Below are 21,609 nucleotides of genomic sequence, written 5' to 3' on the forward strand. Positions count from 1 at the left end.
GGTATTCTTCAGCGTAAACCGGCTTCGCGGCTATCCATGGGAGTCAAGAAGGAGTTGGATTGCCAGCCCCCGCGCATGCCGCGATCTTGCGAGACTGCATCAAGAGCAGAAAGCTCCGTAGGCAATGGACCGAAGTCACTATGCTCCCGGTTTTGGCGCTGGCGGTTGAGCGCGGAACGCAGGCTGGCCTGAGCCGTCATGATGGCCTGGTCTTCATATTCTTCCTGGTTTACCAAAAAATCCGATGGGCCTTCGCCAGCCAGGAATTCGGTGCGCATTAAAGCCGGGTCAGGAAGGTTGTCTGATTTGACCACCCAATAGGGCAGCGCAAATTGGCCAAGCATTGAGCGCTTGATCCTATAGGCCCTGCGTTGCGTCTCGGCCTGCGTTGGAACATCTACACAACCGACTACGTTGCCGTCAGTCTTGCAAATGGTGAAAGTGCAATATACGGCACCCAGAAGCTCGTGCAGGGCTTCCGCCTGCGCGCGGTCATTGGGCATTGCAAAGCGTGTGAGTGGCAGCTTCACCATGATCCGATGATCAGGGAAGGTGTGCATCAACCAGCGCCAGACTCTGAGTTCTTCGCTATTGACCAAGGCCCTGGGTACCAGTGGCCAATGGTGCGGTATACGACGCTGGCGCCTGGCGAGCCGTTTCGCCCAAGCGCGATACCCCCACGCGCCGGCGGCCAGAAGCAGCAGAGCCGCAACAAGCCCCAGAAGCAATAAAAAGGCCGACGAAAGGGTGGAAAACATGAGCTAGCCAAGACGAAAGATTACGTGTTTCTAATTGTGTACAAATCCACGCGGATTTGTCACTTTCGCGTCAGCACGTATTCGCTCATGCGTGATATTTTTGGGGTTTCTTGCGCGCTTCTTGAGACCTTCCGTTCTCAACATCGCGCAATTTCCTTCCCAGGGCTCTAGATCAACAGCATTTATAAGGGTTTAACCTAGGCACTGACCTAGCCACTAAGCTCGCCTCTGATCCAGCCCTTGCTCTAGCCCTTGACCTGGCCCCAAACCTTTTCCAGCCGCTTCACGCTCACAGGTTGTGGAGTGCGTAACTCTTGCGCAAAAAAGCTCACGCGCAACTCCTCCAGCAACCAGCGCAGTTCTTGCAAGCGAGCATCCTGCACGCCCTTGCGATCAGCCACCAGGCGCCAAAACCGCTGCTCCTGAGCGCGCGCTTCTGTCATGCGCTGCACATCCCGGGCCGGATCAGCGCGGAGCTTCTCCATACGCAGCACAATCGCTTTCAGATAGCGCGGTAAGTGCTGCAAGGCGGCCCAAGGCGTTTCTTGCAGGAAGCGTTTGCCCATGAGACGCTGCAGTTGCACTTGAGCGTCTGCCACAGCGTCTGGAGCGCTCTTGGTGTCTTTGAGCTTGCGAACGGCCGTGGCGTATTCGGACAAGATCACTCCAGCCAAGCGTGCCACCTCGTTGGTGATCAGGGTCAACCGCCCTCTGCCTTCTTCAACACGGCGGCCAAAGCTTCCGGCGTCTTGCGGCAGGGGTTCTTGCAGGAAAGCTCGGTCCAGGGCCACATCGATGATCTGCTGACGCAGCTCTTCCGGTGTTCCAAGGCTCATGAACGCAACGCCCATCTTCTGCAGATCAGGAACGTTCTTTTCCAAGTACCTCAAGGCATCCTTGATCTGCAGCGCAATAAGCCGGCGCAAACCGCTTCTATGCTTGGCGGCGGCCACATCGGGCTCATCAAACACTTCTATGGTGACCGCGTCGCCACCATCCACCAGCGCAGGAAACCCGATCAAGACCTGCCCTTTTCGGCGAATCTCCATCAGCTCCGGCAATTCGCCGAATGTCCAGGTCGTATAGCGTTGGGCTGGGGCCAATTCATCGCTTGGGCGCGCCCCTTGCGCTCCTGCCGATCGCGCGGTAGACGACTCAGCGGTAGCGGCACCTGGCGACCCTGCACGTGCCTTGGCACTTGAAGCGGGGCTTGCGCCATCCGAGGCGGATGAGGCCTGCGCCGCAGGCGTGTTCACCTTCAAAGCCGCCAATGCTTGAAACGCTCCCCTCGCCTGATGCCCCAGCTCTGCCTTGAGAGCGGCCAGATTGCGGCCCGTGGCTAATTGACGGCCATGTTCGTCGACCACAACGAAGTTCATGAACAAATGCAGGGGAAGCATGTCCTGCTTGAAATCGGTGCGTGTCACCTGAAGGCTGGTGGCATCACGTACGAGCTTAAGCAGCGAATCAATCAGGCTTCCATGGCCGAACGCCTCAGGCGCCCCCAGTTGCTCATTCAGGCGCGCGGCGCTTTCGGGAAGCGGCACAAATCGGCTGCGCGGCTTTTGCGGAAGGCTTTTCAAAAGCGCCTGTATCTTGTCTTTCAACATGCCGGGCACCAACCATTCCGCCCGCTCCTCATTGACCTGATTGAGCACAAAAAGCGGCACGGTCACCGTAAGGCCATCTTTGGGATCACCCGGTTCATGCAAGTACGTGGCGGCGCAATCTACGCCACCAAGGCGCACCACCCGGGGGAACGCGCTGGTGGTGATGCCAGCCGCATCGTGCCGCATCAGCTCTTCGCGCGTTAGCCGCAGGAGGTCAGGCTGTGCTTTACTGGCTTCGTTCCACCAAGCCTCGAAGTCTCGGCCGTTGCAAATGGTTTTTGGGATCTGCTGGTCGTAATAGGCGTAGATGAGCTCATCATCCACCAACACATCTTGCCGGCGGCTCTTGTGCTCCAGCTCCTCCACCTTGGCAATGGTTTTCTGGTTGGCGGGCAAAAATGGCAGGCGACGCGCCCATTCATCAGGCCATTCACCGGCAACCAATGCCTCCCGGATGAAGATCTCCCGCGCACCATGCGGGTCCACCTTGCCAAAACTCACGCGCTTGCCGGTGTACACAGGCAGGCCATACAAAGTGGCTCGCTCCAGTGCAATCACGTCCAGGGCTTTTTTCTCCCAGTGTGGCGCCAGCAGTTGCTTTTTCAGCAGGTGCTCACCTACTTCCTCCAGCCATTGCGGTTCAATATTGGCAATGCTGCGGCCAAAGAGGCGCGTGGTTTCCACCAGCTCCGCGCAGGCAATCCAGCGGCCCGGCTTTTTGCTCAGATGAGATCCGGGGTGCCTGTAGAACTTGATCCCGCGCGCACCCAGATATTCACCAGAACTACCACCGGCGTCTTCTTCCAGCTTGCAACCTATGTTGCCCAGTAATCCGGCAAGCAAAGACTTGTGCAGCGCTTCATAGCCTGCGGCCTGCGTGTTCACCTTCCATTTGTGCTCCGCCACCACGGTATGCAACTGGGTGTGAATATCGCGCCATTCGCGCACGCGGCGTACGCTGATGAAGTTCTGGCGCAGCAGGCTTTCGTATTGGCGGTTGCTTAATTTGTGGGATGAGGGGTCTACCCATCGCCCCGCCGCTCCTTCCGGAGCAGGGCGCGCCGCGGCCTTGGAACCCCCAGTTTTGGAGCCAGTTGCCGCGTTTTGAGCTGAAGTCTGGAGCGCCTGACGTGCAGCTTGCATCGCCATCGCAGCTCGTTGCGCCACCGGAAGGACCGCGATGTTCGCGGGCACTTTAGGCGCCTTGCCTTCTTGCGCGGCCATTTCGCGGCGCGAGCCGGCAGCATGCCCGCCGCGAGCGTCTTGCAGCCATTTCCATAGTCTTAAATAGCCGCTGAACTCGCTTTTTTCGTCGTCAAACTTGGCATGCGCCTGATCGGCCTGAGCCTGGGCTTCCATCGGGCGATCGCGCACGTCCTGCACGCTCAAGGCTGCAGCGATCACCATCACCTCATCCAGGGCGCCACGCTCTCTACCCTCGATGATGATCCGGCCGATGCGGGGATCGAGCGGCAGGCGTGCCAACTCGCTACCCAAGCGAGTTAACTCGCCCATTTCATCCACTGCCCCCAGCTCACCCAAAAGTTGGTAGCCATCGGCAATGGCGCGCCCGGAAGGCGCCTCCAGGAACGGGAAATCCTCCACCCGGCCACCGTCGCCCAGCAGGCGCAGGCTTTTCATGCGCAAGATCACGCCCGCAAGCGAGCTGCGCAAGATCTCAGGATCTGTGAAGCGCGGGCGCCCGGAAAAATCCTTCTCGTCGTATAGGCGTATGCAAATGCCATCGGCCACACGTCCACAACGGCCGGCGCGCTGATTAGCGGCAGCCTGGCTCACGGGTTCGACCAACAATTGCTCAACCTTGCTTCGGTAGCTGTAGCGCTTGACCCGGGCCGTACCCGTATCCACCACGTACCGGATACCTGGAACCGTGAGTGATGTCTCCGCCACGTTGGTGGCCAACACGATGCGCGGGCCGCCATGCGTATCGAACACGCGGTCTTGCTCAGCCTGTGACAGACGCGCAAACAGAGGCAGCACTTCAGCGTTGCGCGTGCCGGCGTGGTGCGATAGATGCTTGCGCAAGTGATCCGCCGCTTCGCGGATTTCACGCTCTCCCGGCAGAAACACCAGGATATCGCCCACGGGCCGGCCAGTCCACAGCTCATCCACAGCATCGGCTATGGCGCTATTCAGATCGTATTCGCGGCTTTCTTCGTAGGGCCGGTAGCGCTGCTCTACCGGGAAGGTCCTTCCAGACACCATGAGCACAGGCGCCGGGCCATTTTTGCTTTCAAAGTGCCTGGCGAACCGATCAGCATCAATGGTGGCCGAAGTCACCACTATTCGCAAATCTGGCCGCCTGGGCAAAATTTGCCTCAGATAGCCCAGCAGAAAATCGATGTTCAGGCTTCGTTCATGCGCCTCATCAATGATCAGGGTGTCGTAGGCTTTAAGCAGCGGATCCGTTTGCGTCTCCGCCAGCAAAATGCCGTCGGTCATCAGTTTGATCGACGCATTCTGGGACAAACGGTCCTGAAAACGCACCTTGTAGCCAACCACCTCGCCCAGCGGGGTGTTCAGCTCTTCGGCGATACGCTTGGCCACACTGCTGGCCGCAATCCGGCGTGGTTGCGTGTGTCCGATCAGCCTGCCCCGCTCTCCCGGCTTGGCGTTCATGCGGCCCCGGCCCATGGCTAGCGCCATCTTGGGGAGCTGCGTGGTTTTGCCCGAGCCCGTTTCGCCACAAACGATAATGACCTGGTGCCGTGCCAAGGCTTCCTCTATCTCGGCGCGGCGCTCGGATACGGGCAGGTTTGGTGGAAATTCGATCTTCAAGGGCGAGTTCAATGGCGGGGTTGGCTCAATCATCGGGTTGGGGATTATCCCAGCGACGGGGGCTTGCCGCTTATCGGCTGCCCCCAAGGGCCTGCAGGCAACTGTAGGCGCCCTCTCTTTCTCAGCAGATAGAGTGAGCACCACGTGCGGGAATCAAGCATATGGGGTTGTATTTCGATCTGACAAGAATGCGCTGCGCGCCATCACAAGCGAGGCATGGAGGCGGCCAATGATGAGGGCTCGTCCATCCGCGCGCCCTTCCCCGCCTTCACCGGCGCCCGTTGCCTGCGGATGCTCGCCTCGATATCGCGCGCGCCACGCAGCACCAATTCAGAGATTTTGCGCAGCCGTGCCTGCCCCATCCGCTGAGACAGTGCCGCCACGCTAACCGCACCAATCGCTAAACCCATGCTGTCGCGAAAGGCAGCGCCCACGGCCGTCACGCCCAGGCTCACCCGGTTCTGAATAATCGCCACCCCGTGAGCCCGGGTGGTGTCACAGGCCTCCGCCAATGCCGCCGGCGTGAGCTTGCCGAATGCCGGGAGTGAGGGGGCCACCCGGCGGATGATTTCCTCGCGTTCGTCTTCTTCAATGGCAGCCAGCACAGCCAAACCACCCGCGCCCACCCCCAGCGGACGACGGCTTCCCACTTCCAGCACCAGCGTGCGGATTGGAAAGCTGCCCTCCCAACGGTGCATGCACACGGCCTCGAAGCCGCTGCGAACCACGAGATACACCGTGTCCTCCGTCTCCAACGCCATCGCCTGCATGGTGGGTTCACACAGATCCCTGATGTCATGCATGGTGGATCCGGCGATGCCCAGCTCAAAGGCCAGCGGCCCCAGCTTGTAGCGGTGCGTTTCGCGGTTGTGCTCGACCAGGCGCTCGGCAATCAGCTGCTTGAGGATCCGGTGCGCCGAAGGGTGCGGCATTCCTGATTTTTCGGAAAGTTCACTTAACGGACATCCTCTTGCCCCACCTGTAGCCAGCAGCTTGAGCAGGACAACACCACGCTTAAGTGATCCTAATTCGGTGTTTTTATTCATGTTCGTTTATCGGACAAATTAATGACGCCATTCCGCAATTAGAAAACAATTCCGTCAGTTGGCTTTCAAGCCATCCAACTATCGGACATGACGCTTCAGATCGGCAATAGAACATGGAACGCAATTCCTCCTGCTCACTGCAAGGCAAAGTCGCCCTCGTTACGGGAGGCAGTAACGGCATAGGCGCCGCCACGGTGCGTGCGCTGGCGCGAGAAGGCGCCAGCGTTGTGATTGGCTACCACCAGGGCCGTGACCGTGCTGAAGCCCTTCGCGCCAGCCTGGGCGATGCGGGCCGCCACGCCACGCTGCAGATCTCGCTGGATGCCCCAGCAACCCACGCGGCTGCCAGCCAATGGCTACAGGCAGAGCACGGTCACCTGGACATCCTGGTGAACTCCGCAGGGTTCACGCAGCGTATTGCTCACGCAGATCTGGACGCCCTGACACCTGAACTATTCAACCAGATCCTCACAGAAAACGTAGGCGGCACCTACGGCATTTCCCGTGCCCTGCTGCCACTGCTGCGCGCCCGCCCAGAAGCCACGGTCGTCAATGTGTCGTCCGTGTCGGCTTTTACCGGCCTCGGCAGCAACATGGCGTATTGCGCGGCCAAAGCGGCGCTCGACACGCTCACCGTTTCTCTGGCCCGTGCCTTTGCCCCGGTGCGCTTCCTATGCGTCTCACCGGCCTCGGTAGATACAGATTTCGTCGCCGGCCGCAGCCGCAACGAGCTGGAGCAAAAGGCAGCCAAGACCCCCCTGGGCCGCGTAGTGACACCCGAAGATGTGGCCCAGGCCATCCTCGCCTGCATCACGCATCTGCGCACCTCCACGGGTGCACGCATCGTGATTGACGGGGGGCATACCTTATGAGCCTGCAACTCAACGCTACTCACGCACCCGAGCTGCGCAGTTGGGTGGAAAGCGCCAATCAGCCTGGCGCAGACTTCCCCATTCAAAACCTGCCTCTCGCGGTGTTTCGCCCACAGGGCGGTAACACAGCCTGTTGCGGTGTTGGCATCGGTGACCAGGTCCTGGAAATTGCTGCGTGCGCGCCCTTGATGAGCGACCCGCTGGCACGCAGCGCTGCGCAAGCCTGTGAGGCCGCAGATACCTTGAACGCCCTGATGGCCCTCGGCCCTGAGGCCATGTCGGCATTGCGCGCAGAACTATCGAGCTTGCTCAGCGCCAACCAGAAGACCCATAGAGAGGCACTGCAGCGCGCCCTGCATCCCATTGACCGCGTTGAACTGCTGCAACCCGTACGCGTGGCGGGCTATACAGACTTTTTTGCCTCAGTGCATCACGCCACCAACGCAGGCCGCCTGTTTCGCCCAGACGCCCCACTTCTGCCCAACTACAAGTACGTGCCCGTAGCTTATAGCGGCCGCGCCAATAGCGTGCGAGTAAGCGGCGCACCCGTGCAGCGCCCCTGGGGTCAGCTCAAGCGGCCCGATCAGGCAGCACCAGTATTCGCCCCAGCCCAGCGCTTGGACTTTGAAGTGGAGCTGGCCATGTATATCGGCGCGCCGTCGCGCCTGGGAAGCCCGGTGGCAGTGGCCAATGCGTGGGGCCATGTTTTCGGATTTTCGCTGCTCAACGACTGGTCTGCGCGCGACATCCAATCCTGGGAATACCAGCCCTTGGGGCCCTTCCTGGCAAAGAGCTTTGCCACCAGCGTCGCGCCCTGGGTGATCACCGCCGAGGCCCTGGCTCCGTTTCGCCAGGCTGTGGCTGCACGCCCCGAAGGAGACCCAGCCCCGCTGCCTCACCTGCTGGACACCAACGATCAAGCTCACGGCACAGTGAACGTGGAGATTGAGGCTCTTCTACGCACCGAACGCATGCGCGCCACGGGCGCATCGGCCCAACGCCTGTCGCGCTCCAACGCTTCCACGCTGTACTGGAGCTTTGCGCAGATGGTGGCGCACCACACGAGCAACGGCAGTGCGCTGGATACAGGCGACCTCTTGGGCTCAGGCACCATTTCCGGTAGCTCGGCAGACGCACTGGGAAGCCTGTTGGAAATCACCCGGGGAGGTTCTGAGCCGCTGGCGATTGCAGCCACCCAGGAGCAGCGCAGCTTCCTGCAAGACGGTGACGAAGTCAGCTTCCGTGGCCGCTGTTCGCGTGAGGGCTTCATCAGCATTGGCTGGGGTCATTGCACGAACACGGTGCTGGCGGCCTCCGCGTAGCAGTTGGTCTGAGGAAAGCACCATGCTCGTCGAACAACGCACCTATACCACCCACCCCGGCCAATGGCGCAACTACCTGGCCCTGTATGAAGCCGAGGGCTTGGCTGTGCAGCAGCGCATTCTGGGTCGCATGGTGGGCTACTACACCACGGAGTCTGGGCCGCTGAACCAGATTGTGCATCTGTGGGCCTATACCGATTTGAACGAGCGCGCACAACTGCGTGCCCGCCTGATGCAAGACCCGCAGTGGCTGGCCTACGTTTCCAAGATGCTGCCCATGCTGCAAAGCCAGGAATCGAAATTCCTCACGCCCGCACCGTTCTTTCAGCCCATGTGGCAAGAACCGCCTTCCGAACCCACTGGCGCCTGAAAGCGCCCACGCCCTGACCACCCGTTTCGCTCACAGGAGAACGCCATGCTTTGTAAAAAACTCCACCACGCTGCCTTCCGCTGCAAAGACGCCGCAGAAACCGTGAAGTTCTACACCGAGGTACTTGGTCTGAAATTCGCCCATGCCATGGGCGAAGACCATGTGCCCTCCACAGGCAAGTACAGCCCGCACGTCCATATCTTTTTTGAGATGGAAGACGGCAGCAACATTGCATTCTTTGAGTGCCCGCAAGACGAAGGAGAACCCTCTGGCCGTGATCCGCATACACCGGCCTGGGTTCAGCACTTCGCTTTTGAAGTGGAAAACATAGACACCCTGCTGCAGGCCAAGAAGGACCTGGAGAGCAAAGGCCTGTCTGTGGTGGGCCCCACCAATCACGACGACTTCATTACGTCGATCTACTTTTTTGACCCCTCAGGCCACCGCCTGGAACTGACCACACGCACTTGCGATCCCGCGCGCTATCCGGAGTTTGAAGCGGAAGCCCCCCAGGTGCTCGCCTTGTGGAACGCAACCCACGACTGGTCTCAGCGCGAGAAGGTCTTTGGTGCCAAGACCGGGTACGTACGAGCGCCATAGCGAGCCAACGCCCTTCCTTCAAACCAACAAGCCAACAAATAAACCTCAGGAGACAACAGTGAAGACTTCTTACCCACAGGCGCTCTCTCGCCGCACGTTGGCACTATGCATGGGCGCCGCTTTGCTGGGAAGCAGCGCTGCCGCGCTGGCGGCATCACCAGATGGCTACCCCAACAAGCCCATCCGCTGGGTAGTGGGCTTTCCCGCTGGCGGTGGGACCGATGTGCTTGCCCGCACGGTCGGTGTACAACTCACAGAGCAGATCAAGCAGTCCGTACTGATTGACAACCGGCCAGGCGCTGCCGGCATGCTGGCTGCAGAAACCGTAGCGCACGCCGCCGCTGACGGATACACCGTGCTCACCGGCGACATCGCCATCATGACTTTCAACGGTGCGCTCTACCAAAAGATCCGCTACGACGCGCTGAAGGATTTCACCCCTGTCGGGTTGATGGCTCGCTTTCCGGTGGTCGTGGCCACCCATCCTGCCAGCGGCATTCAAAGCATGCAGCAGTTGGTGGCTGGCACCAAGAAGCCTGATGGGAAGTTGACCTATGGCTCTGCTGGCGTGGGTACTCCGCACCATCTCACCATGGAACTGGTGGGAGCCACCACTGGCGGCACCATCACCCATGTGCCCTACAAAGGTGATGCCCCTGCGCTTCAGGATCTGGTGGGTGGCCAGCTTCCCGTGGCCGTGCTGTCTCCATCGCTGTCATTGCCCTATTTCCGCAGCGGCAAGTTGCGCCCCCTTGCGGTCAGCTCCGACACTCGTCTGCCCCAATTGCCTGATGTTCCCACCCTGAAGGAGCTGGGCTTCGCCAGCACAGGCGTTTATGCCTGGCAAGGCTTGGTGGCCCCCAAGGGGACACCACCCGCCGCCATTGAAGCTCTATCGCAACAAGTACAGCAAGCACTGAGCGTTCCCGCCGTGCGCCAAAAACTGGCTGATCTTGGCATGGAACCCATCCCCAGCGACGCCGCGCAAATGGATCGCCACGTCCGTGCAGAGAAGGCCATCTGGGAGCCCTTGATCAAATCCCGCGGCATTCGGGCGGATTGATTCCGGAGAACTGCGCGTGCTTGAGAAACAGGAGACCCCCATGCCCCAGTGCTTCGATGTCCTGATCATCGGGTACGGTCCTGCTGGCGCCACCATGGCCAACCTGTTGGGCCAGCGCGGCTACAGCGTGGCCGTGGTTGAGTCAGCCACCGCCATCTACGACAAGCCGCGGGCCATCACGGCTGATCAGGAAGCCATGCGGGTGTTCCAGCATTGCGGTTTGGCGCAAGAAATGGAACAAGGCACCTGCCCGCATCCGGGAACGGACTTTGTCGGCATGCAGGGCCAAGTCATCAAACGCTTCTACCCCCAGCCACCTCCCCAGTTGCTGGCGTGGGAGCCCACATGGATGTTTGTGCAGCCAGAGTTGGAAGTCAAACTGCGCAAAGGCGTGGAGCGATTTCCCAAGGTGCAGGTTTTCCTGGGCCACGAACTGCTGCAACTCCAGCAGAACGAAAACGAAGTCTGCGCAGACATACGGCGGCTGTCAGATGGCGAGCAAATCCGGCTTCGCTCGCGCTACACCATCGCCTGCGATGGCGCCCGAAGCTCCGTACGCCGCCAGATGAACGGCGAGATAGAAGATCTCGCGTTCGATGAATGGTGGATCGTGGTGGATGCGTGGCTGCGCGCTGATGCTGATCTGCCTGAGCGTTGCGTCCAGTACTGCCGCCCATCGCGCCCCGGCACTTACATCGTGGGCCCGAATTCGCTCCGCCGATGGGAGATAAAAATGCTTCCCGGCGAGTTGCCGGAGCAATTCGACAACGAGGCAGCCATTCGGAAAGTGTTGGCCGAATTCACCAACCCCGAAGCCTTGGACCTGTGCCGAACAGCCATCTACCGCTTTCATGCCCTGGTTGCCAAACAGTGGCGCTTTGGCCGGGTGTTCCTGATGGGCGACTCCGCACACCAGATGCCGCCCTTTCTGGGACAAGGCCTGTGTGCAGCCATTCGCGACACCATCAACCTGGCGTGGAAGCTTGATGCGGTAGAGCGCCTGGGCGCCTCGCCCAAGCTGCTGGACACCTACGCTGAAGAACGCACGCCCCATGTGCGCACGGTGGTGAGCCATGCAAAATCATTCGGGCTCATCATTGGGGAGTTGGATGAAGCGGCTGCGCGCATCCGTGACCAGCGCATGGAAGAAGAGCTGCTTTCGGGCCAAGCCGAAAGCGTAAGGCAAAAATTCATACCCGGGCTGACCACCGGGTTGATCGCCATGGACACCCAGCAATGCCCCGCACCAGGCGCTGGCGTGCTGTTTGTGCAACCGTGGGTAAAAACCGCCGTGAACCTGGCGTTCCAACGACTAGACGACTTGGCCTCACCTGGCTTCCTCCTCGTAAGCAACGATGTTTCCGCACTAGACGGAATGAGCGCTTCCACGGCTTCCTTCTGGCAACGCATTGCAGGCCAGCGCGTTTGGATAGGCACCGTACCGCCATCACCATCCGTGGCGCCGGATGTACTCGCCGTGCAGGAACGAGACGGCGTGTTCTCCACCTGGCTGCAATCACTAGGCGCCAAGGTCGCCGTCATTCGCCCAGACCGATATGTATACGGCGTTGCCCAAAGCGCAGAGGAACTTCCGCACCTGCTGCTGGCACTTGAAAGCGCGCTCTTTGGCGCTCACCCCTCGGCAACCGCCGCCGGCCAAGCGAGTGCCCGGGAGCCGGCAACCCTTGCTAACTGACCCTGCCCCATCAATAGAACCATGACGGAGACACCCCTATGACCATGTTCCTCAACCGCCGCACTGCCCTGCTCGCCGGCGCCGCCTCACTTGCTTTGCCCCAGGCCTGGGCGCAAGGCACCTATCCCTCACGCGCCATACAGCTCATTCATGGCTTTGGCGCTGGCGGCAACGCCGATGTAGTGGCTCGCCTGGTGGGCCAGAAATTGCAAGATGCTCTCAAGCAGCCGGTAGTCATTGACATCAAAAGCGGCGCGGGCGGCAGCATTGCCACCAACTATGTGGCCAAGTCAGCACCTGATGGCTACAACCTCGTCATGTTGACCGGAGCGCACACGGTGTCTGCCGCGCTCAAGAAATCCCTGCCGTACGACCCGGTCAAGGATTTCTCCTTCATCTCTACGGTTTCATCATTCCCCTTCGTGGTGGCGGTGCGCGCAGAGCATCCGGCCAAAACGCTGGCCGATCTGATCGCTCTCGCCAAGAAGGACCCGGGCAAGATCACATTCACATCGGTGGGCGTGGGTTCTACACAGCATATGGTGGGCGAACTACTGGGCTCCGCCGCCAACGTAGAGTTGCTGCACGTTCCTTATCGTGGCGGGGGTGCCCCGGTGCAAGCAGTGATTGCCGGCGATGTAGACATATTGACCGACACACTGACCGTTGCAACGCCCCACCTCAAATCCGGACGCCTGCGCGCATTGGGCGTAACCAGCGCGGCTGCATGGCCTTCCATACCAGATGTACCGCCTGTCTCAAGCACTTTGCTGGGCTTTGAAGTGCGCTCGTGGCTTGGCATTGCCGCGGCTGCCGGAACACCCGCACCCGTTGTTCAGAAACTCACCGCTGCAGTGCATCAGGCCCTGCAAGACACCACCCTGCAAAAGTCACTTGCCGCTGCGGGCAGTGCGGCCTCTCCGTGCACGCCAGATGAATTCCGCACCATGGTGCAAAACGAAATCGCCCGCTGGCACACCGTGATCACCAAGGTCGGGATTCCGCTGCAAGCCTGAAACATGAAGCGCCAAGACCTGAGGCACAACGCGCGCAACACACGCAATGCGCGCCGTCAGATATCTAAATCACAAGCCAACCAGTTATGAAATTCTCCAAACGACGCCATTTTCTCGCGGCCCTGTGTATGGGCCTGGGTCTGCTTACCTCTACGGGAGCACATGCTGCCTTCCCAGATAAACCCGTGCGCATCGTCGTACCGTTCCCTGCTGGTGGGGCCGTGGATCTGGTGGCTCGTATCGTGGCCAATCACCTTTCGCGCACATGGGGAACCGCAGTCGTTGTGGAAAACAAGGCAGGCGCAGGCGGCGCCATTGGTGTAGATGCCGTAGCCAAAGCCGCCCCCACTGGCTATGAACTACTGCTGGGCCCCATTGGGCCGTTAACCATCAACCCCAGCCTCTACCCCAAACTGCCTTACGACACAGAGCGTGACTTTGCCCCGGTTGTTCTGATTGCAGGCACACCTGCCGTCGTGGTGGTGCAACCCTCTTCCAACGTGCGCAACGTGCGTGCGCTTGTAGACGCGCTGAAAGCACAACCCGGAAAGATGAGCTACGGCTCCGCAGGCAATGGCAACCTCACGCACCTGGTGACTGAGTATTTCCTGCGGCAGGTGGGCGCGCAAGCAACGCACATACCGTACAAAGGTTCCGCACCTGCGGTCTCCGATTTCCTGGGCGGTCAACTCGACATGATGTTTGACGTCGTGCCCACAGCTCTGCCACATATCCGCAGCGGAAAGTTCAGGGCGCTTGCCGTCACATCACGAACCCGTTCAAGCTCTCTGCCCGATGTTCCCACGCTCGAAGAAGAAGGCTACAAAGGCTTTAACGTCACATCATGGTGGGGCCTGCTCGCGCCCAAGGGTACACCACAAGAAGTGATCAACGCTCTCAACGCAGAGATCAACAAAGGCCTCAAGACACCGGCCATGCAGGAGAGCTTGCTCAAGCTGGGCGCTGACCCACTGGGTGGAACACCAGAACAATTCAAGCAGCACATTCACACGGAGCTTGCTCGCTGGAAGCAGGTTGTAGTTGAATCCGGCGCCAAGGTTGACTAACCGCCGGGTTAACCACAGCTGAACACCAATGAGTTCGGGCTACTTCGGCGCCAGCGATCTATCCGCGTACCTAAAGGGCAATAGATCCAGATCCAGCGCCGAAGGCCCGGGAACATCCGTATCAATGATGGCTTGGCAACGATCCAGAAAAGCCGCACGAAAATGGTTCTTGGCTTTTACGCAAAGCAGCCTTGAAGCATCCAGATCTATGCCGTGGAGCGCAAAGAAACCAGGGTCATTCGCGGGGGCTACTGAGCTGGTCACGATCACTTGAATATTTGGCCTATCTACCAATGACACCAGAGCAGTGCGCCCACAGCGGGTTTCAACGCCTGTTTCCATGGGGCCCGTGTTACGAAACACCCCATCGGTCAGGCGTTCAACGCGCACAGTGACCTCTACCGGAGGCCCAAAATCTGCGGTGAGTTTTCCGCCCAGCGCTACCTTGCACTGCGCGCCAATGCCCGCTTCATGCAAAGTTCGCACGGAATCGGCATCAGCAAAACTGGCGAACAAGCAAGGCACGGTGGTGTCTGTTTGCAGCAGAGCGGCCAACAGACCCGGGGTATCACATGCGCCCCCGGAGAGTGGGTTGTCGCCAGGGTCAGTTACCGCTACAAGGCCGCCCTTGGAGACCAAGGCTTCCAAACCTTGCCGTAAACCCTCTTCTGCGTTTGGCAATTGAACAGCAAAACGGGGCGCAAGCGCACGCACTGCTTCTTCCAGTTTCGCACTGACTGCTGCAGCGGTTTTGCCTTCTGGATCTGCATTGAGATCCGAAACGATCACCACAGAAGACCCAGTATCTGGCGTGTCAGAGTAAGGAAAGCCTCCGAACACCAGCGCCTCAACTACCCCAGGGCCGATCTGTGCCGCAGCCAGCTCCTGCAGCTCTTTCATGGGCCCTTCGGCCGTGCGCATATTAAAGCTGGGCAGCATAGCGCGAGGTTTGACAACCGTCACGCGCGTGCGACGCCCCTGCTCCACAATGGACAACAAGCCATCCAGCACACGCTGAGCCGTCTCCAGCATATCTATGTGAGGGTAGGTCTTGTAGCCACTGGCCATATCAAGGAACGGCCCCATTCCCGGAGAAAGGTTGGCGTGCAAATCGAAGCTGGCTCCAATGGGCACGCCGGGTAGCAAAAACCTCACCGCACTCAGAATATCCATTTCCGGGGTATGCCGCGCGTTGGTGATGGAGGCACCGTGCAATGAAAGATAAACAGCATCCCACTGCCCGCCTTGTGCCAAGCCGGTGAGTACTTCATCGTAAAACCGCGTGAAGACTTCATCATCTATGGCACCACCCGGTAGTGCAGATGCGCAGCGAAGCGCAACCACTTCCCAATCAGTGCGGGTGCGAGCAAAGCGCTCCACCGCGCCAAGCTCGGTGGCCGTATCACGGGCCACTGCCAGAGCATCGGAGCCCGTGCGCCACTCGCGGCGGTCAAAATCTTCCTGGGTGCAAGGCACCGGGCAAAAGACGTTCCCCTCATACCAGAAGCGAGCCACGGCCAGGCGCTTCTTGCGCGGCGCTGAATCAATGCTCATGCTTTGCCCAAAGTTATTGCGGTTCGATCTTAGCGGCGGTGGTCAGATCCCTGTATTTGCGCTGCTCACTTTCCAGGTGGCGCCCCAGGCTATCAGGAGACCCACCAACCGGCAACGCAGAAAGTTCAGAGAGGCGTTTGCGCGTTTCAGGCTTGGCAAGCCAATTCTCCACTGCAGCATTCAGGCGATTCACCACCGGGCTAGGCGTACCCGCCGGCGCCATCAGCACAAACCAGGAAGTCAACTCAAAGCCTGGCAAAGTGGCAGACACCGGAGCCACACCTGGGGCAGTTGGCACGGCATCCTTGGAAGTCACAGCAAATGCCACCAGTTTGCCGGAATTGATGAAAGGCAAGGCCGTTGGCAGGTTGTCTCCAGACAACTGGATCTGCCCGCCAAGCAGGTCGTTGTTAGCCTGGCTCGCGCCCTTGTAAGGAACGTGCGTGATATCCACTTGAGCGCGCTGCTTGAGCATTTCCAGCATCAGGTGCCCTGAGCTTCCCACCCCGGGTGAGCCCCAGTTCAACTTACCCGGATTCGCTTTGGCCGCCCGCACGACATCCGCCATGGTCTTGAAGCCGCTTTGAGGATTGGTGAGCAGCACATTGGGCACCTGCACCACATAGGCCACAGGCGCAAAGTCTTTCCTGGGGTCATACCCAATGCTCTTGTACACGTAGGCGTTGATGGCCTGCGTACCCGGCGTGCCCAGCAGCAGCGAATAACCATCTGGTGCAGCGCGGGCAACCTCGGCAGCACCCAGGCTACCGCCAGCGCCGGCCCTGTTCACCACAACAACCGGCTGGCCCAACTCAGGAGCGATGCCTTCGGCTACCAGGCGCCCCAAGAGATCGGTGGTGCCGCCTGCAGCAAAAGGAACCGCGAGGCGAAGAGGCTTGTCTGGCCAAGTCTGCGCAGAAGCAACTCCCATCAAGGGCGCCATGACGACAAAGCAAGCTGCAAACGCTGCACGAAATGAAATGGACATTGTGTGGGTCTTTACAGGTGATGAAGTGGATGTAAGGAGCTGAAAACCAACAATTGGCTCAGACAAAATCGAACAAATGATTTATTATTCATTTAAATCACACATTCACTTTATCCATGGCCGCAAGCCCTGTCAAGTGCAGCAACCCAAATGCTCAGCAGACTTCCGCTTTCGGCATGCCCCTCTCCAGCCTGTTTATCCAGCGCATACCGCCAATGACTCACATCGTTCACCGAAATCCACACGCCCCTTTGCCGGTAGCCGCTTCCGGCTCAGGCTGCACCATCGTCGACACCCAAGGTCGCCGCTACATTGATGCCTCTGGAGGCGCAGCCGTTTCGTGCCTGGGTCATGGGCATCCAGAAGTGCGAGCCGCCATCACAGCTCAGCTGGACGCACTGGAATACGCGCACACCAGCTTTTTCACCACCGAGGTCGCAGAAGCCTTGGCTGAAACCTTGGCCGCACGCAGCCCCGCTGGCTTAGGCCACGCCTACTTCGTTTCAAGTGGATCAGAAGCCGTAGAAACCGCTTTGAAAATGGCACGCCAATACCACGTGGACCGTGGTGAACCCGAGCGCCGCCGTTTCGTTTCACGCCGCCAGAGCTACCACGGCAATACCCTGGCCGCCCTCTCCATAGGCGGCAATATGGCTCGCCGCGCGCTCTACCAACCCCTGCTGATGGAGAGCCATCATGTGTCTCCTTGCTTTCCTTTCCGCTATCGCGAGCCAGGCGAAACAGACGACTGCTATGGAACCCGCCTGGCTGCCGAGTTGAACGAAACCATTGTCAACCTGGGCGCCAATACCGTGGCGGCCTTTGTGGCGGAAACCGTGGTCGGGGCCACCGCAGGCACAGTCGCTCCCGTACCTGGGTACTTCCGCAAGATTCGGGAAGTGTGTGATCGGCACGGTGTACTGCTCATTCTGGATGAAGTCATGTCTGGCGTAGGCCGCACGGGCACTTACCACGCGTTCGAACAGGAAGACGTGGTGCCAGATATCGTCACCCTGGCCAAAGGGCTTGGCAGCGGCTATCAGCCCATAGGCGCGGTGCTGGCACATCGCAAGGTAGTGGATGTGCTGCACCACGGAGCCGGTGCCTTCCAACACGGCCACACTTATGTGGGCCACCCCGTGGCGTGCGCCGCGGCGCTGGCGGTTCAGCGCATCATCCAGCGCGATGGCCTGGTAGAACGGGTTGCCGCGCTCGGGCCACGGTTCGAAAAAATGTTGCGCGACTCCCTGGGAGATCATCCACATGTGGGCGACATCCGTGGGCGAGGCCTGTTCTGGTCCGTTGAGCTGGTGGCAGACCGCGCAAGCAACCAAGCCTTTAACCCCGCCCTGAAACTGAACGCACGCATCAAGGCCGCTGCCGAACGCCAGGGCCTGCTGTGCTACCCGGGTGGAGGTACGATTGATGGAGCTTCCGGCGATCACATCTTGCTCGCGCCGCCCTACATCGTCACGGAGTCTGAACTGGAATCCATAGCGGGGTTGCTGCGGCAATCTGTTGATACTGCCTTGCAAGAGGTTCGGGCAACAAGCTGATCTCCCATGCAAAGCCATCGCATGCGTGACAATGCGGGCCTCTTAGTGTCGTAAATTGGGAGTTTTATGGACAAGCGCACGCTCGATCGGCGCATCGCGCAGCAATTTCCCGCACTAACGCCCAAGCTGCAATTGGCAGCCCGTTATGTCCTGGATCACCCGCGCGATGTGGCCATGCAATCCATGCGTGCCTTGGCTCAAGAAGCGGGGGTACAAGCAGGTGTCATGCTGCGCCTGGCACGCGAGCTGGGCTTTGAAAGCTATGAAGATTTCCGCACGATTTATAGAGCCTGGCTAGGGCAAGGCTCAGATACGTTTTCTGCCCGCGCCAGCGCTTTACAGCAGCGTGGAGCGCAGAACGCAGATGCTCGCCTCTTGGCAGACATGCTGCAATCAGAAACGCAGAACCTGGCTCAAACCTTGGCGCCCGAAACAGTAGAGCGCTATGCAGCAGCCCAAAAGCTACTTGCACAAGCTCGCCACATCTACGTAGTGGGCCTACGCAGCCTGTTTCCCGCCGCATACTATTTCAGCTATGCATGCGGCATGTTCCGCCAAGACACCACCTTGCTCACCAGCACCGGCGGCGTCTTTACCGATGCGCTCCGCAAGGTGAGCGCAGACGACGCCATGGTGGTCTTCAGCGCCGCCCCCTACGCCCGAGACACCGTGGCTGCAGTCGAGTTTGCACACGAGCGCGGCGCACGCATCGTGGCTGTGACTGACAGCACCGTTTCCCCCATCGCCGGACCAGCCCACGCCCTGCTGCTGTTCGCCAACGCGTCTCCATCCTTGTTCCCATCAGTAGTGCCCGCACTCTCCGTGGCACAAACCCTGGTGGCCATGCTGGTCCAAAGCGGCGGACAAGCCAGCCTGGATGAAATCGACAACAGTGAAGCCCAGCTACGCCGCTTCGACGTCTACGCGCGAACTAGCCGGGGTTGAGGTGCTTGCGAGGGCCGCGGTCAATGTCGTTGGAACAAAATAACCGTTCGGGCTGAGCTTGTCGAAGCCTTGCGCAACGCTTCGACAAGCTCAGCCCGAACGGCGGTAGGTTAGTTGTGACAAGCTGCGAAAACGTCAACGCCAGCCAATTTATCCCGACGCAGCAACACCCGCATCCAACCCAGCAGGCCACTCCAAAGCAATACCGTAGCGCTCAGCAAGCGCAGCACGGTCAGCCTCCGTATCAATGTCCAGCGTATGGCGCGCATGATCAACCGGAAGCATCTGCACCTGAGCCGAATGCGCTTTTCGCCAATCACGCAAACCCGCACCACCACTCATCGCCACAACGGCATCGCGCACCCCCGCCCCAAAAACCACCGGATGCCCCGGCTCCCCTTCGAAGCTGGGCACCACCAGTTCAACCTCAGGCCCCCTGCCTTCCCACCCAGCCAGCACCGCCCTCATATCTGCGGCTTCCACCAAAGGCTGATCCGCCAGCGTAACGAGCACTGCATCAAGCTCGGGTGAAAGCGCCGCCAACCCCACTCGCAATGAAGAGCCCGGCCCATCGTCTGGCAGCGGGTTAAGAGCCCAGCGCAGATCCAGTGAATCACCAAACTGTGATTGAAGCGCCACCAAAACGGGCTCAATACACACCGAGTGATGGCCCAGCACCACCACAGCGTGAGACACCCCTATTTGCGCCAGCGCGCGCAACTGCCTTTCAATCAAAGGCACGCTATCACGCAAAAGCAAAGACTTGGGCCGCCCTCCCATGCGCCGCCCTGCCCCTGCGGCCATGATGATGGCGCCAATCTTCCCAGGCATGCTCAAGGAATGAAACACGCCGCCTGATCACCCGCCTGGGCAAGCTCAGCGTTCTGCATGTTCTGCGCGTTCTTCACATGCGCCACATCCAGATCACGCGGCAGCGTGACCCCGTTCTTCACCGCCAACACCTCAGACATGATGCTCACCGCAATCTCGGGTGGCGTCTTGCTGCCGATAAAAATGCCCACCGGCCCGCGCAGCTTTTCCAGGCTTTCCTCGGTTTGATCCAGATGTTCAATCATCCGCTGGTGGCGAGCTTCGTTATTCCGGCGGCTACCAATGGCGCCAATGTAGAACGCCTCACTTTTAAGCGCTTCGAGCAACGCCAGATCATCCAGCTTGGGGTCATGAGTCAAGGCAATGATGCAGCTGCGGCGATCAGGCTTGAAATCAATCACGGTGTCATCAGGCATGGTGCTCAGTACACGAGCACCCGTCACACTCCATGCGCCCCGGTATTCTTCTCGCGGGTCGCACACAGTCACGGCAAAGCCGCAAAACAGCGCCATCGTGGCCAAATACTCCCCCAATTGCCCAGCGCCAATGAGGAGCATGCGGTATTCAGGCCCAAACGTATTCACGAGCTGCGTGGGGCTCACGCTCAACTCCGCAGGTGCCTTGGCCGCTTGGAGCGTGACCGAACCATCAGCCAGATCCACACTGCGATGCGTGAGCCGCCCCGCCTCCAGAGCGCTCACCAGCTCCGAGAGAATGGCTGCATCCGGATCAAACTCCAGCAGCAGCTCCAGCGTGCCACCACACGGCAATCCAAAGCGGTGGGCTTCATCCGCTGAAACCCCGTATTTGACGAACTGCGGCGCGCCATCTGTGCAAGCCGTAAGCGCATCAGCCGCTGCAGACTGCGTGTAGCGAGCGATCAAGTCGTCTTCAATGCAGCCCCCAGATACCGAGCCCACCACCGCACCACTTTCAGCCAGCCCCATGATGGAGCCAATGGGCCGAGGTGAAGCACCCCAGGTCCGCACCACAGTAGCCATAAGCGCACGCTTGCCTGCGAGACGCCAGTCACGCAAGGCCCGTAAGACAGTCACATCGAGGTTTTCCATTACCAGCTTCCTTTTGAAGCTCTCCTATCCGAAACGGCTGAACAGCCACTAGCCTACCCTGGACTGAGTCCTCCCCAGCGATGTAGGCATTTCCTGTCGGCAATCCTACCCGTGAACCATCTTCCGCACCTGCTGTCGGACATCAGTTGAAACCAATGCATGACCTAGGCACGCGCCAACACGAGCTTGCTTCCTGCGTTCCGCTCGCACGCCAACTTCTCCGCACCAGGGTCTGCCAGCATAAAGTGGGCACAGCAGAACTTACCAATGCCACTGGGCTACGCAAGGCGTCCAGTAGACAGAGCACTTGACCAGTCTGGACGCCCGCGAGCCAAAGCCAGGGCTGCCATTGCTCGGTGAGCATATGGCACCGAGAAAAGCGTGGAAATCCAGACACCTTCCTGTCGTTCGACGATGGCGTAGCGCGCGTCCGGCGACCCTGTCTC

17 protein-coding genes are annotated in these 21,609 nt (G+C 59.8%); 10 read left to right on the forward strand and 7 right to left on the reverse strand.

The annotated features are described in order from the left end of the window. Nucleotides 1-8 precede the first annotated feature (8 nt). From G518_RS33550 to G518_RS33555, 3 genes are all read right to left on the reverse strand, one after another. Nucleotides 9-758, reverse strand: coding sequence for a hypothetical protein (locus G518_RS33550; protein WP_051235871.1), 750 nt, complete (start codon nucleotides 756-758; stop codon nucleotides 9-11). Between the two features lie 245 nt (nucleotides 759-1,003). Next, the gene (hrpA, locus tag G518_RS0102355; protein ID WP_028601153.1) at nucleotides 1,004-5,200 is read right to left on the reverse strand and encodes an ATP-dependent RNA helicase HrpA; all 4,197 of its coding nucleotides are present in this window, start codon (nucleotides 5,198-5,200) and stop codon (nucleotides 1,004-1,006) included. A gap of 170 nt (nucleotides 5,201-5,370) precedes the next feature. Beyond that, nucleotides 5,371-6,213, reverse strand: coding sequence for an IclR family transcriptional regulator (locus G518_RS33555; protein ID WP_084651341.1), 843 nt, complete (start codon nucleotides 6,211-6,213; stop codon nucleotides 5,371-5,373). Between the two features lie 113 nt (nucleotides 6,214-6,326). Between G518_RS33555 and G518_RS0102365 the strand changes: the two genes are divergently transcribed. The 8 genes from G518_RS0102365 to G518_RS0102400 all read left to right on the forward strand — a co-directional run bounded on the left by G518_RS0102365 (nucleotide 6,327) and on the right by G518_RS0102400 (nucleotide 14,219). Further along, nucleotides 6,327-7,085 (forward strand): SDR family NAD(P)-dependent oxidoreductase, encoded by a 759-nt coding sequence (locus tag G518_RS0102365; protein ID WP_028601154.1) that lies wholly within the window; start codon nucleotides 6,327-6,329, stop codon nucleotides 7,083-7,085. Further along, complete coding sequence (gene fahA / locus G518_RS0102370) at nucleotides 7,082-8,407, forward strand: fumarylacetoacetase (RefSeq protein WP_028601155.1); 1,326 nt, start codon at nucleotides 7,082-7,084, stop codon at nucleotides 8,405-8,407. The genes G518_RS0102365 and fahA overlap by 4 nt, the downstream gene beginning before the upstream one ends. A 22-nt stretch (nucleotides 8,408-8,429) precedes the next feature. Next, nucleotides 8,430-8,777: an NIPSNAP family protein gene (locus tag G518_RS0102375; RefSeq protein ID WP_028601156.1), complete on the forward strand. Its 348-nt coding sequence runs from the start codon at nucleotides 8,430-8,432 to the stop codon at nucleotides 8,775-8,777. Nucleotides 8,778-8,822: 45 nt separating this feature from the next. Further along, nucleotides 8,823-9,377, forward strand: a complete 555-nt coding sequence (locus G518_RS0102380; protein WP_028601157.1) for a VOC family protein — start codon at nucleotides 8,823-8,825, stop codon at nucleotides 9,375-9,377. Nucleotides 9,378-9,435: 58 nt separating this feature from the next. After that, nucleotides 9,436-10,440, forward strand: a complete 1,005-nt coding sequence (locus G518_RS0102385; RefSeq protein WP_156909240.1) for a Bug family tripartite tricarboxylate transporter substrate binding protein — start codon at nucleotides 9,436-9,438, stop codon at nucleotides 10,438-10,440. Between the two features lie 40 nt (nucleotides 10,441-10,480). Next, nucleotides 10,481-12,136 (forward strand): bifunctional 3-(3-hydroxy-phenyl)propionate/3-hydroxycinnamic acid hydroxylase, encoded by a 1,656-nt coding sequence (locus G518_RS33560; RefSeq protein WP_051235873.1) that lies wholly within the window; start codon nucleotides 10,481-10,483, stop codon nucleotides 12,134-12,136. Nucleotides 12,137-12,174: 38 nt separating this feature from the next. Further along, complete coding sequence (locus G518_RS0102395; protein WP_028601159.1) at nucleotides 12,175-13,152, forward strand: tripartite tricarboxylate transporter substrate binding protein; 978 nt, start codon at nucleotides 12,175-12,177, stop codon at nucleotides 13,150-13,152. Nucleotides 13,153-13,238: 86 nt separating this feature from the next. Then, the gene (locus G518_RS0102400; protein ID WP_028601160.1) at nucleotides 13,239-14,219 is read left to right on the forward strand and encodes a Bug family tripartite tricarboxylate transporter substrate binding protein; all 981 of its coding nucleotides are present in this window, start codon (nucleotides 13,239-13,241) and stop codon (nucleotides 14,217-14,219) included. A 39-nt stretch (nucleotides 14,220-14,258) separates the two neighbouring features. Here G518_RS0102400 and G518_RS0102405 read toward each other — a convergent pair whose 3' ends face one another. Together G518_RS0102405 and G518_RS33565 are read right to left on the reverse strand one after the other, a co-directional pair. Continuing rightward, nucleotides 14,259-15,773, reverse strand: a complete 1,515-nt coding sequence (locus G518_RS0102405; protein WP_028601161.1) for a M81 family metallopeptidase — start codon at nucleotides 15,771-15,773, stop codon at nucleotides 14,259-14,261. A 13-nt stretch (nucleotides 15,774-15,786) separates the two neighbouring features. Continuing rightward, on the reverse strand, nucleotides 15,787-16,761 hold the full coding sequence (locus G518_RS33565; RefSeq protein WP_036593199.1) for a Bug family tripartite tricarboxylate transporter substrate binding protein: 975 nt from the start codon (nucleotides 16,759-16,761) through the stop codon (nucleotides 15,787-15,789). 215 nt (nucleotides 16,762-16,976) lie between these two features. On the opposite strand from G518_RS33565, the gene G518_RS0102415 reads away from it, so the two are divergent. Both G518_RS0102415 and G518_RS0102420 read left to right on the forward strand, forming a co-directional pair. Next, the gene (locus G518_RS0102415) at nucleotides 16,977-18,317 is read left to right on the forward strand and encodes an aspartate aminotransferase family protein (protein WP_028601162.1); all 1,341 of its coding nucleotides are present in this window, start codon (nucleotides 16,977-16,979) and stop codon (nucleotides 18,315-18,317) included. Nucleotides 18,318-18,383: 66 nt separating this feature from the next. Further along, a complete protein-coding gene (locus G518_RS0102420; RefSeq protein ID WP_036593202.1) occupies nucleotides 18,384-19,262 on the forward strand; it encodes a MurR/RpiR family transcriptional regulator in 879 nt (292 codons plus the stop codon). A 150-nt stretch (nucleotides 19,263-19,412) separates the two neighbouring features. Here G518_RS0102420 and G518_RS0102425 read toward each other — a convergent pair whose 3' ends face one another. Both G518_RS0102425 and G518_RS0102430 read right to left on the reverse strand, forming a co-directional pair. Further along, nucleotides 19,413-20,093 carry a nucleotidyltransferase family protein gene (locus G518_RS0102425; RefSeq protein WP_036593204.1) on the reverse strand — a complete coding sequence of 227 codons (681 nt, stop codon included), beginning with the start codon at nucleotides 20,091-20,093 and terminating at the stop codon, nucleotides 19,413-19,415. 2 nt (nucleotides 20,094-20,095) lie between these two features. After that, nucleotides 20,096-21,163 (reverse strand): XdhC family protein, encoded by a 1,068-nt coding sequence (locus tag G518_RS0102430; RefSeq protein ID WP_028601165.1) that lies wholly within the window; start codon nucleotides 21,161-21,163, stop codon nucleotides 20,096-20,098. Nucleotides 21,164-21,609 lie beyond the last annotated feature (446 nt).

Origin of the sequence: Ottowia thiooxydans DSM 14619 (genome assembly GCF_000422885.1) — a bacterium.
Taxonomy (GTDB): domain Bacteria; phylum Pseudomonadota; class Gammaproteobacteria; order Burkholderiales; family Burkholderiaceae_C; genus Ottowia; species Ottowia thiooxydans.

Coding starts and splice junctions, on each gene's coding strand:
- G518_RS33550 (WP_051235871.1), bottom strand. CDS start 758: ATGTTTTCCACCCTTTCGTCGGCCTTTTTATTGCTTCTGGGGCTTGTT.
- hrpA (WP_028601153.1), bottom strand. CDS start 5,200: ATGATTGAGCCAACCCCGCCATTGAACTCGCCCTTGAAGATCGAATTT.
- G518_RS33555 (WP_084651341.1), bottom strand. CDS start 6,213: ATGAATAAAAACACCGAATTAGGATCACTTAAGCGTGGTGTTGTCCTG.
- G518_RS0102365 (WP_028601154.1), top strand. CDS start 6,327: ATGGAACGCAATTCCTCCTGCTCACTGCAAGGCAAAGTCGCCCTCGTT.
- fahA (WP_028601155.1), top strand. CDS start 7,082: ATGAGCCTGCAACTCAACGCTACTCACGCACCCGAGCTGCGCAGTTGG.
- G518_RS0102375 (WP_028601156.1), top strand. CDS start 8,430: ATGCTCGTCGAACAACGCACCTATACCACCCACCCCGGCCAATGGCGC.
- G518_RS0102380 (WP_028601157.1), top strand. CDS start 8,823: ATGCTTTGTAAAAAACTCCACCACGCTGCCTTCCGCTGCAAAGACGCC.
- G518_RS33560 (WP_051235873.1), top strand. CDS start 10,481: ATGCCCCAGTGCTTCGATGTCCTGATCATCGGGTACGGTCCTGCTGGC.
- G518_RS0102395 (WP_028601159.1), top strand. CDS start 12,175: ATGACCATGTTCCTCAACCGCCGCACTGCCCTGCTCGCCGGCGCCGCC.
- G518_RS0102400 (WP_028601160.1), top strand. CDS start 13,239: ATGAAATTCTCCAAACGACGCCATTTTCTCGCGGCCCTGTGTATGGGC.
- G518_RS0102405 (WP_028601161.1), bottom strand. CDS start 15,773: ATGAGCATTGATTCAGCGCCGCGCAAGAAGCGCCTGGCCGTGGCTCGC.
- G518_RS33565 (WP_036593199.1), bottom strand. CDS start 16,761: ATGTCCATTTCATTTCGTGCAGCGTTTGCAGCTTGCTTTGTCGTCATG.
- G518_RS0102415 (WP_028601162.1), top strand. CDS start 16,977: ATGACTCACATCGTTCACCGAAATCCACACGCCCCTTTGCCGGTAGCC.
- G518_RS0102420 (WP_036593202.1), top strand. CDS start 18,384: ATGGACAAGCGCACGCTCGATCGGCGCATCGCGCAGCAATTTCCCGCA.
- G518_RS0102425 (WP_036593204.1), bottom strand. CDS start 20,093: ATGCCTGGGAAGATTGGCGCCATCATCATGGCCGCAGGGGCAGGGCGG.
- G518_RS0102430 (WP_028601165.1), bottom strand. CDS start 21,163: ATGGAAAACCTCGATGTGACTGTCTTACGGGCCTTGCGTGACTGGCGT.